This is a genomic window from Enterococcus gallinarum NBRC 100675 (assembly GCF_001544275.1).
Classification (GTDB): domain Bacteria; phylum Bacillota; class Bacilli; order Lactobacillales; family Enterococcaceae; genus Enterococcus_D; species Enterococcus_D gallinarum.
Genome location: NZ_BCQE01000030.1, coordinates 1 through 12,826 on the forward strand (window position 1 = coordinate 1; position 12,826 = coordinate 12,826).

General features: G+C 31.1%; 16 protein-coding genes. 6 read left to right on the forward strand and 10 right to left on the reverse strand.

All coding sequences use genetic code 11. The features are described 5' to 3' along the window. Positions 1-10: 10 nt before the first annotated feature. Both EG2_RS14755 and EG2_RS14760 read right to left on the reverse strand, forming a co-directional pair. Complete coding sequence (locus EG2_RS14755) at positions 11-205, reverse strand: hypothetical protein (RefSeq protein WP_060815224.1); 195 nt, start codon at positions 203-205, stop codon at positions 11-13. A 51-nt stretch (positions 206-256) separates the two neighbouring features. Then, positions 257-709: a hypothetical protein gene (locus EG2_RS14760; RefSeq protein WP_060815225.1), complete on the reverse strand. Its 453-nt coding sequence runs from the start codon at positions 707-709 to the stop codon at positions 257-259. Between the two features lie 907 nt (positions 710-1,616). Between EG2_RS14760 and EG2_RS14770 the strand changes: the two genes are divergently transcribed. After that, positions 1,617-2,240, forward strand: a complete 624-nt coding sequence (locus EG2_RS14770; protein WP_060815227.1) for a hypothetical protein — start codon at positions 1,617-1,619, stop codon at positions 2,238-2,240. A 637-nt stretch (positions 2,241-2,877) separates the two neighbouring features. On the opposite strand, the gene EG2_RS14780 is transcribed toward EG2_RS14770, so the two are convergent. The 3 genes from EG2_RS14780 to EG2_RS14785 all read right to left on the reverse strand — a co-directional run bounded on the left by EG2_RS14780 (position 2,878) and on the right by EG2_RS14785 (position 4,062). After that, entirely contained in the window at positions 2,878-3,339 is a 462-nt protein-coding gene (locus tag EG2_RS14780; RefSeq protein WP_060815229.1) for a helix-turn-helix transcriptional regulator, read from the reverse strand. A 178-nt stretch (positions 3,340-3,517) separates the two neighbouring features. Then, on the reverse strand, positions 3,518-3,685 hold the full coding sequence (locus EG2_RS18925; RefSeq protein ID WP_156424247.1) for a hypothetical protein: 168 nt from the start codon (positions 3,683-3,685) through the stop codon (positions 3,518-3,520). Positions 3,686-3,762: 77 nt separating this feature from the next. Next, positions 3,763-4,062 (reverse strand): ArsR/SmtB family transcription factor, encoded by a 300-nt coding sequence (locus EG2_RS14785; RefSeq protein WP_060815230.1) that lies wholly within the window; start codon positions 4,060-4,062, stop codon positions 3,763-3,765. A 94-nt stretch (positions 4,063-4,156) separates the two neighbouring features. Between EG2_RS14785 and EG2_RS14790 the strand changes: the two genes are divergently transcribed. Beyond that, positions 4,157-4,483, forward strand: a complete 327-nt coding sequence (locus tag EG2_RS14790) for a hypothetical protein (protein WP_060815231.1) — start codon at positions 4,157-4,159, stop codon at positions 4,481-4,483. A 130-nt stretch (positions 4,484-4,613) separates the two neighbouring features. Here the strand turns inward: EG2_RS14790 and EG2_RS14795 are convergent, their stop codons facing one another. The 5 genes from EG2_RS14795 to EG2_RS14815 form a co-directional block, all read right to left on the reverse strand. After that, positions 4,614-5,516 (reverse strand): diacylglycerol/lipid kinase family protein, encoded by a 903-nt coding sequence (locus tag EG2_RS14795; protein WP_060815232.1) that lies wholly within the window; start codon positions 5,514-5,516, stop codon positions 4,614-4,616. Positions 5,517-6,270: 754 nt separating this feature from the next. Further along, positions 6,271-6,807, reverse strand: coding sequence for a helix-turn-helix domain-containing protein (locus EG2_RS14800; protein ID WP_060815233.1), 537 nt, complete (start codon positions 6,805-6,807; stop codon positions 6,271-6,273). Between the two features lie 20 nt (positions 6,808-6,827). Continuing rightward, entirely contained in the window at positions 6,828-7,799 is a 972-nt protein-coding gene (locus EG2_RS14805; protein ID WP_169793138.1) for an AAA family ATPase, read from the reverse strand. Continuing rightward, on the reverse strand, positions 7,792-9,219 hold the full coding sequence (locus EG2_RS14810; protein ID WP_060815234.1) for a Mu transposase C-terminal domain-containing protein: 1,428 nt from the start codon (positions 9,217-9,219) through the stop codon (positions 7,792-7,794). The genes EG2_RS14805 and EG2_RS14810 overlap by 8 nt, the downstream gene beginning before the upstream one ends. Further along, complete coding sequence (locus EG2_RS14815; RefSeq protein WP_060815235.1) at positions 9,197-9,781, reverse strand: recombinase family protein; 585 nt, start codon at positions 9,779-9,781, stop codon at positions 9,197-9,199. Before EG2_RS14815 ends, EG2_RS14810 begins: the two co-directional genes overlap by 23 nt. 246 nt (positions 9,782-10,027) lie before the next feature. Between EG2_RS14815 and EG2_RS14820 the strand changes: the two genes are divergently transcribed. The 4 genes from EG2_RS14820 (at position 10,028) to EG2_RS18545 (ending at position 12,761) form a co-directional block, all read left to right on the forward strand. Then, complete coding sequence (locus tag EG2_RS14820) at positions 10,028-10,798, forward strand: DeoR/GlpR family DNA-binding transcription regulator (RefSeq protein ID WP_060815236.1); 771 nt, start codon at positions 10,028-10,030, stop codon at positions 10,796-10,798. Next, the gene (locus EG2_RS14825) at positions 10,791-11,423 is read left to right on the forward strand and encodes an HAD family hydrolase (protein ID WP_060815237.1); all 633 of its coding nucleotides are present in this window, start codon (positions 10,791-10,793) and stop codon (positions 11,421-11,423) included. The genes EG2_RS14820 and EG2_RS14825 overlap by 8 nt, the downstream gene beginning before the upstream one ends. 386 nt (positions 11,424-11,809) lie before the next feature. Then, complete coding sequence (locus EG2_RS14830; RefSeq protein ID WP_060815238.1) at positions 11,810-12,178, forward strand: BlaI/MecI/CopY family transcriptional regulator; 369 nt, start codon at positions 11,810-11,812, stop codon at positions 12,176-12,178. A 349-nt stretch (positions 12,179-12,527) separates the two neighbouring features. Continuing rightward, the gene (locus EG2_RS18545; RefSeq protein WP_115262347.1) at positions 12,528-12,761 is read left to right on the forward strand and encodes a hypothetical protein; all 234 of its coding nucleotides are present in this window, start codon (positions 12,528-12,530) and stop codon (positions 12,759-12,761) included. Positions 12,762-12,826: the final 65 nt, after the last annotated feature.

Consider the following 12,826-nt stretch of genomic DNA (forward strand, 5'->3'; position numbering starts at 1 on the left):
ACAAGTAACATTAATCTTTTTGATACCATTTTCTACGTGTTTTTTTCTTTTTATCTTCAGAATTAGCAACTTTGTCAACTGTTTTCTGAAGCTCTTTTGTTTGTTTTAAAATACTATCCATATGTGAAGCGTTTTCTTTGGGAAACTCTATCCTATTCATCACATCACTAGTAACAGATTGTGGGATATTAACAATTTCAGGCATAAGAATTCACTCCAAACATTAATCACTGAGTAACAAAGTTATTTATACTTCTTATCGTTTTAGATTTCCTCCATAAACACATTCCCAACCTAACGGAACCGTTTTTTTAGAGAGTAATTTTAGTTTACCAGTATATCGTTGTCCGTATTGTTTTACAGCCCATTGCTTTGTTTTAGGTGGTCCGTAGGGATAATTTGTTTTAAAAGCTAAAACGGTGTATTCTTTATAAATTGTTTTTGGAACAGTAGGGCCAATAAAACTTCTAAACGTAGCAGAAGAATCTTGATTTATTTCCATTGTTTCACCATCAGGAGTAAGAATTGGTAAGTTATTATAATCATAGTTCCCAATTTTATTCGTTTCAACATCCATAATTTCTCCAGCTGGGGTTAATACCGGTAATTTCTCGGTATTGTTATTAAAAGTATCTGATTCAGCTGACATAGTTCTAAAAAATAAACTAGGACTTAACACAACAGCAATTAGAAATAAACGTTTCAACATCTGATAACCTCCAAACATTTTATAAAGTAATTCTAATTATTTACGAAATAAAGCGTTTTCTTCGTTATTGTAATATATCTTTATTAAGGCGTAAAGGATATTATCTAATTAGACAAGATTTTTCATGCTTTGTGTCTGTAAGTGTGATTTCAAATCCAGCAATCACGTTTTAGGGGCTTTTCCCTTCGTAAATTTATTGACAAACTAAAAAAAACAATTCTAAATTTTGTTTAAAAATTTTCTCCTTTTCGAATTTTCTTACCTTTTCGATTGTTATGTTATAGGAGTTTCTTTTAACAAGTTATTGTATATGAACAACCTTAATCTGCTTCAAATATGAAATACTTCGTGTTAGATATTTCATATTTGAGATTTTTTGAATCCGTAAATAGAATAAACAAAAAAGATACAAGGTATAATTATTAAAGGTGTTTTTAGTAATAAATATGGATCAAGGACACCATTTATAAGATCTTGCTTAACTAAAAGATAATTAGTATAACTTAATAATTGTAGTTGAAATAGTAAAATTAACCCTATAAATAAGCTGTAAATATATTTATTTTTCATAAATTTTTTCCTCACTAAAGATTTTTATATGAGTAATCCCAATGACTAAAACTTTTTACAACTAGTCAATATACTAGTTATTTTTTTTCAAATTCTTTTTTCTGCATATCTCGTGTCTCCTTTTAAAATGATAATATCCATAAAAAGAAAATGTTGTCAATATAGCGATATATATATGTGCAGCATTATTTATTTCCTAATAGTTAATACAATGTAAACAAATAAGATACAAATACAAGCCCATGTAAACTATTCGTTTCTCATGTTTTAAGCAGAAATTATAGATAATATACTAAAAGTTTGTATTAAAACATCAAAAAAATGGAGGTCATATGTTATGAAAAAAGTTCTTTTAGTGGGATTAATGTTTGTTACTTTTTTTGGGTGGAAGGATATTGTATCGGCTGATAGTGTTACCGAAGAAAATTCAATTGTTAGTGAAATAAAAGAACTTGAACAAAACGGTAAATACGATTTTGAATTAGTACCTGCTGAAGAAATTGATCCGCAAAATATTATTAAATTAGATAGTGTGGAAGAATTAGAAAAAATACTAGAAGAGTTTAAAAATAGCAGTAAAACAGAGTTTATAATTAATGAGACTCCTATGCAAACCAGAGCTGCTGGAAGTAAAACAATCTCTAAATGGGCTCCATTTAGCGGATATGGAATGACTGGACTTCCTACTTGGAGAAATGTATCTTTCAATTATGAATACAAGAAAGTAAATGGTAAAAATCAATTTACTAAGGTTTCAGGAATAAAATCTTATTATTCAGGGTTACAAATTGCTGTTACTTGGAATCAGACCAGTGCATCTTCAAATTTTGTAAAGACACACAATACTAAAGATACAGTAAAAATAAAAGTAAACGGTTATTCATTATTAGGATTTCAAGTAAAGGGATTTACGATTGGGGCAAAAATCAATGACACTTGGAATTTTTCACATAAAATTTAAATCTATTATTTAGGGGAAGATCATAATGAAAAAAAGTTTAAATATTAAATGGTTTATTATTAGTCTGATAATTCCTCTGATAAGCGCTTTTGTGTTGAATCCTAGGGAAAAGACCTCAGATGGTATGACAAGTTACTTAATGGGCTTTCCAGTTCCGTTTATTACCTATCGCAGTTATGAGGGGTTTCTTGAGAATAGATTCTTAATTTTGTTACCTAGCATGTGGAAGAAAATACAAATTGATTTAGCGGTTTATTTCATATCTGTTCTGATCGTATACATCATAATTGCACTTTTTTTCCGAGTGATAAGAATGCAACAAACTAACTTAAAACAACGATAAATTTAGTTTTAATCGTTATTTAAACAACTAGTTAACATAATGTTGAGTATACTAAGTAGCCCCTGTACCAACTGTTACAGGGGGCTACTTTGTGATTTTCAATTGGTCTAGCTAGGTTTGATCACTAAAATACTGGTAAATCAAGCTTCTTCTCTTTGAGGCGTTTGTGAAGAAACCGGGGGGGCGAGTAAAGACGGTGTTATGTTCCACGCTTAATTTGTTACAACGTCTTTTTTCTATTCTTATTTTCTCCACCTAAACAACATAAACAAGTGAAAATAGCTTAAGATTAAGCTAATTTTCTTTTTGATTTTTAGGAAAAATATAAAAATAGAATACAGACCCAATAATAATCGCAGGTGGAATGGATATGCTTAAAATTTTAAGTATAGTTGTTCCGAGTAATTCTAATTTTTTTGAAGTAGTTAATTCTAAAATAGGACTGTGATCTTGAGTAAAAGAAAAAATAACCATTGTAACGAAAAATATAAAACAGAAGCTTATTACACCATATTTAATACTTAATTCTAACTCACTGGTCCCATCAGCTTGTTCTTCTAATAATAAAGTTTCTAAAGAAACACCTAAAGTTTCGGATAGTTTAAGCATATTTCTTTTACTCGGGTAAGTTTCTCCTAATTCCCATTTGGAAATTGTTTTATCACTCACATCTAATTTTTCTGCTAAGTCACTTTGAGTTAAGTTATTATTTGTTCTATATTCTTTTAATTTGATTGCTAAAATAGTCTCTTTCATTTTTAAAACTCCTTTTCTCTGTTTATGAATCTATTTTGTCAGTTTTTTATTTATTTTTAAAGGAAGTTTAAAAAAAGGGAGTTAAATATACTAAAATATATTTAGAAAATAATATAAGTTAACATAAGAGCATTTCTAAAAACTAAGTGATATTTATATCGATTCCTATTCCTGTTTTTTATAAATACCGTTTTCCAATCTTTTCAAGAGCTTTTCCTAGTTGTCTTACTTGACGTACTTCGGGTGCGTCATCAGGTAAATTTCTAAAATTAGGCGTTCCTTCCATGATCTCAAGAATTTTTCTTCGAAGAAGTTTTTTCTGTTCTTTGATTACTTTTTTATCCATATTCGTTCACCTTGAAAGAATTTAAGTACTTATACCTTGATTAAGGGAAGAAAATACTTTCTAAAGAAATGTTTTAATCAATTTATTTCTAGTTCTTTTGTGTGTTCTACAATTTGATCACAAATCGTAATCACATGCTTATCACATAAAGAGTATAGAATTTCTTTCCCTTCTCGTATTGATTTTACTAAGTGATAATTTTTTAATGTCTTTAATTGGTGTGATACGCCTGATTGAGAAATACTTACATGATCGACAATTTGGGAAACATTTGCTTGTTTTTGTTCAAATAAGAAAAATAAAATTGCTAATCGTGTTGGACTACTTAAACAAGAAAAAAGAGAGCTTATCTTTTCTTGTTGTTTTTTTGAAATCATTTTAATCCATTCCTCCCGATATATTCACACTTTCTCATTTGTTTGATAATATAATTATACAAAAATTTATCTCAAAGAAAAAGGAGACGATCAAATGGAACATCATACACATGAAGATCATCAGCATCAACATTCTTTAGGGTGTGGCCACACGAAAATATTACATGAAGATCATGTTGATTATGTGCACAACGGTCATTTGCATCATTCTCATGAAGATCATTGGGACGAATGTAAGTTAGAAGTAAACGAAAAAAATCCGGATAATTGTAATCATGTCGAAGCAGTTTGTCAGCATACACCGGATTGTGGCCATGAACAAGTGCCCCATGGAGATCACACCGATTACTTAGTCAATGGCCGGTTGCAGCATGTTCACGGTGATCATATTGACGATCATGGGCCCGTTGAAGTTCTTTAAGTTAGATAGAAACTATTGACTAACTAAAATTTATATTGCTATAGTAAATTCACCACCATCAGATTTCTTTGAAATTTGAACCCCTAAAAAGGACCAGGAGATAATTCCAGGTCCTTTTTAATTTAAAAAATTATTTTTCTTCTGCGTTACCTTGATAAACAATTAAATGTTGAGGTAATACTTTTACTTTTATTGGCAAGGAATCTCCTTCATCTCCGTCCACATTTGTTGTTAAATGTTCCTCATGTTCAAGCGAGATAGTTCCTTCAGAAAAAGTGGAATAGGCGACAGTTTCTGTTGAATTATCAACACCTTTTAATAAAGCAGGTACTGCTTTAACTGTATCCCATAGGGATTGATCTTTGATATAAATTAAGTGGAGCTTTTCATCATTTACTTCAGCTTCTGGCAAAAGTGATTCAAATCCACCGATAGAATTAGTTAATCCAATTAAGAGTGTACTGCTTTCTATCGTCTCTTCTTTTCCATCTAAATTTAAGTGGAATGAATACGATTGTGTATTTGCTAATTCTTTTACGGCAGAAACAAAATAAGCTAATTTTCCTAGTTTTGTTTTATCTTCTACATCAACATTGTTAACTGCTTCAGGAATTGTTCCAATAGCTACAACATTCATAAAATAGCTATCATTTATTTTTCCGATATCTAAAGTTGTTGTTTGATTACAGTCAAATTGTTTAATGGCTTCTTCTGGATCTAAGGAAATATTTAATGCTCTTGCTAAATCATTTACTGTTCCCAAAGGGAAAAAACCAAATTTAGGACGATACTCTTGTTCAGCTAAACCGCTAATTCCTTCGTTAACAGTCCCATCTCCTCCCATAACAAAAACACTATCTAATTTTTGTTTAGTAGCTTCGCGAGCAAATTGTTCCGCATCTCCTTGTTTTTCTGTTTCTTTTACAATGACTTGATCAAAAAAAGTACTTAACTTTTGTTCTGCTAACTTTTTAAATTCTTTTGCTTTTTCACCACCAGAACTAGGATTGACAATTAATAATGCCTGTTTCATTAAAATCAACCTTTCAAATTAGTAAAATAGAGTCAAAATCTTTTTATGATTTTGATTCTATTTTTTCATATTTTTGTTTAATTGACTATCTTTTTTTGTCATAGAACCTTACGAACGAAGTGAGTTTTTTGACACGCTTGACGGCACTACTCAATTGAGCGGTGCAGCACGACGAAGTAAAACCACCTTTGGTGGGTGTAAGTGCGCACTAGTGATTTTCAGAGGGATTGATTTGTATTTTCAATTGAAATGTGGTCAAAAATTTTGGTGAAAGAAGTTCATTGCCTTTTTCTTCTTTTACCAATTTTTTTCTTTCTCTTTTTGTTCTCTTGAAATTGTCAGATAATTTATCACAAAAAAAATTTTTGCTTAGTTTTGTTTTCTGTGGAAGTTAAGAGAAGTTCAGTTGAGTTTTTGAAAGAACGAAAAAGAGTAAAAACTTTTTCCGTTTTTTGTTCAACGCAAAAAGTCAACGAACTAAAACAAGTGAAAAAATTTAGTCAATCTAATTAAAGTAAATCGATTGAAATATTTTATTTTTCACCAGTGCGCACTTATACGCACCAAACGTTGTTCTGGTTCGTTGTGCTACCTCAATAAACTTTATTGAGCTCGTCAAGCGTGTTAAAAATTCGTTTTGCTCATGTTCCGTTCAATTCTAAATGAAAGTCAATAGAACTTCTAATCGAGAAATATAGAACCCGTTTGGCAAAAAAAGAGACCATCCTCTAACGATCACTAGAGGACGGATCACTTAATTTTTCCAAATTTGCCACCACGGTCTCTTAGTTGGTGGTATGTCGTTCATTAAGTCCTTTTCTTCAGAAAAAGCAGTTGATTCGTTTTCTGGAGATTCTTCAGTGTAAGTTAATTGTAACTGTTCTTGTAGTTTCTCAATTTGTTGATTGGCTTGGAGTGTGAGTTGTTGTTGCTGGTCGAGTAATTTTTGTATTTGAGAATTATTTTGCTCTTTGAGGATAAGTTGTTCTCGTAAAAATTTATTCTCTTCACGCAACTGATCTAGCAACTTGTTTGCAACCATATTTTTGCTTGGTATATGAACGTTTTTATCGTTGTCTTGTTCGTACTCATGCAACTGATCTAGCAACCTATGGTTGTCTAAGTTGCGTGCAAGTTGCAACACTCCAGAACGCAATACAACCTTATAACCACGCTCATTTTTAGCTATCATGGAAGAATCTAATTTTTGGATATGTTTCGATATTGCTTGCCTACTCATCTTAAAAATTTCTGACAATTCCTTTATTGTAAAGGTTTCTTGTGGTTGCATACTGGTTGCCTCCTGGGTTGCTACTGGAATAAATTGTCTAAATCAGACAGCAAATTTTTTTTGTCTTCTTTAGAAATATCAAGTTTTACTTGTTCAGTCTCCTCTTCAGCAAATTTTTGCTGTTGAGCTTTAAAATCAGCTTCATGTGTTCCCAATGGAAAATTTAAGATACGATCTTTTGAACGCCATTTTTCCTCTTGAGATAGTTCACTGTTGTGTTCAATATTAAATAATTTTTTTCGCAGCTCTTCTTGTTTGCCTTTAGAAAAATAATCTGAATTTTTTATTTCAGCTTTCCAAGTAAAACGATATCCGATTGTAATTTTAATGATAGTTGTGATAGCCTCATAATCAGAAAAATCTTCTAACTTAATATCAATTCCTAAGTCTGACCACTTGTATTCCAAAATATGATGTGTTTCATCCTTACTAAGGTTATCAAATTCATGCGCAAATCCTATGCGAGAGTAAAGTTGCGGATAACGAGACAACCTTTTTTCAATACCAGGCATACCGATAAGAACCATTGCCAGATCATTTCTATCATAAATATCTCTTAGCTGTTCTAAATGCTGAAGCTTTAAACGATCAATTTCATCGACAATAATTAAATCAATTGCTTCATAGGTTTTAGGAACAGAAGGATCTTCTTGATTGTATTTTAGTACCATATGCATTGCTTTAGTCAGACCTATTCTACTAGTTATTGTGTTAATATCAGAACTGACACGAGACATCTTTTCAGCTGGTGCAGTATAAAAAACTTTATTTACACTTAATATTTCATCTGTTGCATTTTTTCCAATATCATCAGCACGATGATAGGCAATTTGTTTTTCTATATTATCCCAATTACAGTAATACCTCGAAGATAATGTTTTACCTACGCCAGGAGCACCATAGCAAATTCCAATATACTTATATTTAATACATGCGTCACAAAATTCAGCAAATCGTTTATATTCTTTTGTTTCAATAAAGGTTTTATTCATTATAGTACCTCTTTAAAGCTGATTTCTTAGGTGGGGTAGTTATTTCTTCATACTTTTTCTCTTCAATTAATAATTCTACAGAACTTGGTACTTGTATTTTTTGTTTTAATAATTTTTTTCGTTTATTTCTAGCAAAAATTAAATCATCCATATTAATTTCATAATTTGAAATATCTGGAGAAATGGCATTACAAAGAAACTGATTCTTATAAAATACTCTAATTTCTGCCAAATCATTTGGCGTATAACGGATTAAAACAGGTTCTCCAACAAACGCAGATAAATTAGGATTAGTATATCGTAATCCTTGGAAATGAATTCCATCAGAGTGGACTTTTCGAGTTTTGGGAATTTCTAATAACAATAAATCTAACTCTTCTAAACTATTAGGCATATTCGGTAAAAATAATTGTTCACTCCATTTTTTTATCGGACTTACTTTAATAGAAGAATGATTTGTTTGATTATATTCATTGATAAGAAAACAGTGTAATTTCTCTTTAAATTCTTGAATAGTTAATAATTTTTCGTTGCAGTTATTTTCAATATAACCTGGTAATCCTTCTAAAAGCATTTGGTTAATTGTCTGGAAAAAACGCTCAATTTTCCCACGTCCTCTTGGAATTCCTATGGCAGAAAAAATGAGATTTATTCTTAAATCAACAGCGACTTGTTCCATAAAATTTGAAGTAAAATCACTTCCGTGATCCGTATAAAAATTTTCAGGAATACCACATATAGGCCACGAAGAATCTTTTTTTGTCCAAATAGCTTGATGTAAGGTTAATGCGGTATTGATTGCTGAAGGGGCAGAAAAACTCAAATAATAACCAGCCACAGCTCGACTATAATCATCTAATATAATAGTCAACCAGGGACGATTTATATTTCCTTTTTCATCAAGTAAATTGATATCTAATAAGGTATGATCTGCTTGCCAAATTTCATTCGGTCTTGTTGCTTCCCTTATAGCAATTAAATCATAATTCTCTTTATATATTTTCTCTCCCTCATGGGCTAACTGAATGAGACTTTTGGGAATACTTTTCCGTAATTTATAAATTTGAGAATAACTTGGTATATCCAGTTTGTTCTCTTTACAATAGGAAGAAATTTTTCGAGATAATGTCTTTGTACTTATTTTTTTGTATCTCAATACGAATTCTTCTATTTTTTGTCGAACTTCTTCTGAAACCCTAATTTGCTCAAAATCAGTTCGTGTCTTCCTAATTAAACCAACTAGACCATCATGTTCATATTTTTGTACCCAACGATAGAGTGTACGAGTAGGTACTTTATTTTTAATAGCTATTTCTTTTATCGTTTCTTGTTTATTAAGATAAGGCTCAATAATTTTGTATTTTTTCATCGCATCTATTCTTTGCTGTTCTGAAAAATTAGTGAGCGTTTGTTTTTCCATCTTTTTCCTCCATTTTATCTAAATAACGATAAATCGTTGTTCGAGAAACATTCCAACGTTCGGCAATAGTTTTAATGGGTGTTCCACTATCAATTAGAGTCTTTAATAATTCTAAGTCTTGTGCTTTTAATTTTTCAGGGCGTCCTCCAAATCGCCCTCTTGCTCGAGCTGCTGCTCGTCCTGCTGCGGATCGTTCCAGGATCAAATTACGCTCAAATTCTGCAAAAGCTGCAAACAAATGAAACATTAGCTGACCAGTCGAACTAGATTTATCCATTGTAATATTTTCCTGAAGACTATGAAAACTTACGCCGCGTTCATTCAATCGATTGACAATTGAAATCAAATCTTCCATATTCCGTCCTAATCGATCCAATCGCCAAACGACAAGTGTATCGCCAGAGCGAACAAAATCAATCGCCATTTCTAATCCTGGTCGATTACTTTTTGCCCCACTCATATGATCGGTAAAAATTTTTTCACAACCAAATTTATTTAGGCTGTCTTCTTGTAAATCCAAATTTTGTAAACCAGTAGATACCCGGGCGTATCCTATTTTCAAAAAAATCACTCCCTCATTAATTTTATTGTAACATAACTTTATACCGATGGTATAAATGAACATAGATTTTGATATGGGTTTATGAACACATAATAGAATCAAAATTATAGAAATAAGATAAAAAAATAGACTGTTCAGAAACGCCTGATTTTCTGTACACTATTTACTAGTGTACATTTAAGTAATTTTAAGTTATTATGTTTATATACTTAAAATTACTCGTTTTTTACGAAGGGGATTGAATAGGTGAATCAACAAAAAAGATTGATGATAATTATTGAAAGACTGGAAAAAGAAAAGTCATTGACTTTACAAGACATTATGCAACTTACAGGTGCTTCTAGAGACACGGCTAGAAGAGATACAATAAAACTAGCGGATAACAACCTTGTGATTAGAACTTACGGAGGTATCAGTTTAGCAAATTCGTTTAATAAAATAGATGGATATTTAGGAAGAACAGATCAAGACCTTCAAGTGAAAAAGCAAATTGCTAAAGAAGCAAGTAAACTATTACTTGAAAAGCAAACCGTATATTTAGATGTGTCGACCACAATCTCTCTTTTGCCTCAATATTTAGCGAATAGAAACATAAACTTGGCTGTGACAAACTCGATTGACATTGCCGATCAATTTTTGAAGACTACTTCAATCCCTACTACGATTCTTGGAGGAACATTAAATAAAGAAAGTCGTTCAGTTACTGGTGGATACCCAATCTGGGAATTAACTAAGTATCGGTTTGATATTTCTTTCTTAAGTTGTGCAGGTATAAATAATCAAGGAATCTATTATGCCCATGAAGAAGATATAGCAATGAAGCAGGCAATTAGAGAGAAAAGTAATAAAATCGTACTGCTATGCGACCATACAAAAATCAACTTATCTCATAATTATCTTATCTATACGTTTGAAGAACTCGACTACTTGGTAACCGATAAAAAAATTCCTGAAGAATTAGCCGTTAGAATAGGAAAGAGTAAAATCATTTACACAAAGGAGAAAAGCTATGATTAAAACGATATTATTTGATGTTGATGGAACGATTATTGATACAGAATATGTTATGACACATTCTCTGCAAAAAACATTGCGTGAAGAATTAGAGAAGGAAATCCCGATTAAAGAATTACATTATATTTTAGGTATTCCCGGAAGAGAAGCTATTAAAAAGTTTGTAAATACTGAGGAAGAGGAGGAGACTCTCTTATCAAAATGGGATGAAAACGTACTTTTATTAGCAGACAATGCTCAAGTTTTTCCGCATATAGAAGAAACATTACAAACATTGCACGTAAAAGAGATTCAATTAGGACTTGTCACATCTAAAACAAAAGAAGAAATGAAAAATGAATTTGACCGATTTAATTTAAATCAGTATTTTGATATACAAATTACAGCTTCAGATACTAAATTGCATAAACCTTTTCCGGCCCCCATACAAAAGGCAATTGATGAATTGGGCATAAAAAAAGAAGAAACAATTTATATTGGTGATTCATTATATGACATGCAAAGTGCGAAAGCTTGTGGAGTCACTTTTGGTTTAGCTAAATGGGGTGCTAAAAACATTGAATCATTTCAAAATGTAGATATAATTATTGATTCTCCTCAAGAAATACTTGATTTGTTAGAAAAATAGACAAAGAGCGTGAGAAAAGGACAAGGTCTCATGCTCTTTGTCTTTTGCCATTTAAAGATTGAAATTTTTGCCATTTAAAAAGAAAAGTGACATATATAATATGTATATAATTTTATGAGAGGGAACCTTCAATGAAAATTTTTATTTGGTGCATTTTTACTCCTTTAATACTAAATTCCATTTTCTTTTATGTACAATATCAGACCCCAGAGTATAGACCTTATTTAACAGTAAAAAGTTTTATAATCGACTATTTAATATCCCTGGTTATTTTTCTAGTATGTGATTTTCTTTTTGATTGGCTTCCAAAAAAATTTAAAGATAGGAGATTTAAATAATCTAATGCGAGATTCTTAGCCATTGGCTAAACCAGAAAGGGGATTAACATGTCAGAATTAACTAAGGCTGAATATCAAGTTATTTACTATTTTTATGAATTAAACCAGGCTTTAACCAAACATGAGCTATTAGAAAGACTACCAATACTCAACCAAAATACAACCGCTGCTGTGATAAGTAGCCTACTAAATAAAGGATATCTGACAGTAGCAGAGATCAAATATTCTCAGAACGTGCTAGCACGGGCTTACAGACCGAGCATTTCTTATGTAGATTTTATAAAAGATGAGTACGGAGAAGTTGCTGTAGAGAAATTAGTCAACCACGTAGTGAGTTCTTTAAATACCAAACAGCAAACGGAATATTTTTTGAATCTCATAAAGGAAAGAAAAAATGCCATAAATAATAATGGCTAAAGTTTTTTGATGGACGATTTTATAGTCCGACGTTAAGTAATAATTATAACTAGTGATATAATTTACTTTGTTAATTATCATGTTATTTGAATACACAATTTTTTTAAAAAATAATAATAATTTGTGTGATTTAACTTGTTTTGTATTTTCTAAATGTTCAGTTAATTTAAGTTTTTCTTATTTAATTTTGTAGTTAGCAGTTTTAAACAGCGATTAAAAAGCGCTATCATTATATTATTATTTAAATAGTTTTAAATTAAAAAAAGATTGACAAAGCGCTTACTTGTAATTTACCATAATATTAAGAAATTGCTAGCTATTTCTTAATATTATGGAAGGTGGTTTTAATATGGGTACTAAAGATAAACAGCAGTCTAAAATGCAAGACTCTCTTATTTCCCAAAGTTTATTTACATCATTTTCTTCAAGCTTAGGTTCTTCATTTGCTGACACTTCTATCTCGCTTAGTAAAGGCGGCGGTAGTGGTGGTGGCGGCGGTGGTGGCGGTGGCTGCTGCTGTTGTTGTTGCTGCTGCTGTTGTGGAGCAGGAGCTTCTTCTCAAGAGAAAGTTTTCACCAAATAGAATTACTTTTATAGGAGAGAAGTCTTATCTTCTCTCCTATTAATGATTTATATCGGAAGCTAGTA

Bases quoted from the DNA above. Each gene is read 5' to 3' on its own strand.
- EG2_RS14805 (WP_169793138.1), bottom strand. From the start codon at position 7,799: ATGAATAAAACCTTTATTGAAACAAAAGAATATAAACGATTTGCTGAA.
- EG2_RS14795 (WP_060815232.1), bottom strand. From the start codon at position 5,516: ATGAAACAGGCATTATTAATTGTCAATCCTAGTTCTGGTGGTGAAAAA.
- EG2_RS14800 (WP_060815233.1), bottom strand. From the start codon at position 6,807: ATGCAACCACAAGAAACCTTTACAATAAAGGAATTGTCAGAAATTTTT.
- EG2_RS14785 (WP_060815230.1), bottom strand. From the start codon at position 4,062: ATGATTTCAAAAAAACAACAAGAAAAGATAAGCTCTCTTTTTTCTTGT.
- EG2_RS14810 (WP_060815234.1), bottom strand. From the start codon at position 9,219: ATGGAAAAACAAACGCTCACTAATTTTTCAGAACAGCAAAGAATAGAT.
- EG2_RS18545 (WP_115262347.1), top strand. From the start codon at position 12,528: ATGGGTACTAAAGATAAACAGCAGTCTAAAATGCAAGACTCTCTTATT.
- EG2_RS14825 (WP_060815237.1), top strand. From the start codon at position 10,791: ATGATTAAAACGATATTATTTGATGTTGATGGAACGATTATTGATACA.
- EG2_RS14755 (WP_060815224.1), bottom strand. From the start codon at position 205: ATGCCTGAAATTGTTAATATCCCACAATCTGTTACTAGTGATGTGATG.
- EG2_RS14830 (WP_060815238.1), top strand. From the start codon at position 11,810: ATGTCAGAATTAACTAAGGCTGAATATCAAGTTATTTACTATTTTTAT.
- EG2_RS14780 (WP_060815229.1), bottom strand. From the start codon at position 3,339: ATGAAAGAGACTATTTTAGCAATCAAATTAAAAGAATATAGAACAAAT.
- EG2_RS14760 (WP_060815225.1), bottom strand. From the start codon at position 709: ATGTTGAAACGTTTATTTCTAATTGCTGTTGTGTTAAGTCCTAGTTTA.
- EG2_RS14790 (WP_060815231.1), top strand. From the start codon at position 4,157: ATGGAACATCATACACATGAAGATCATCAGCATCAACATTCTTTAGGG.
- EG2_RS14770 (WP_060815227.1), top strand. From the start codon at position 1,617: ATGAAAAAAGTTCTTTTAGTGGGATTAATGTTTGTTACTTTTTTTGGG.
- EG2_RS18925 (WP_156424247.1), bottom strand. From the start codon at position 3,685: ATGGATAAAAAAGTAATCAAAGAACAGAAAAAACTTCTTCGAAGAAAA.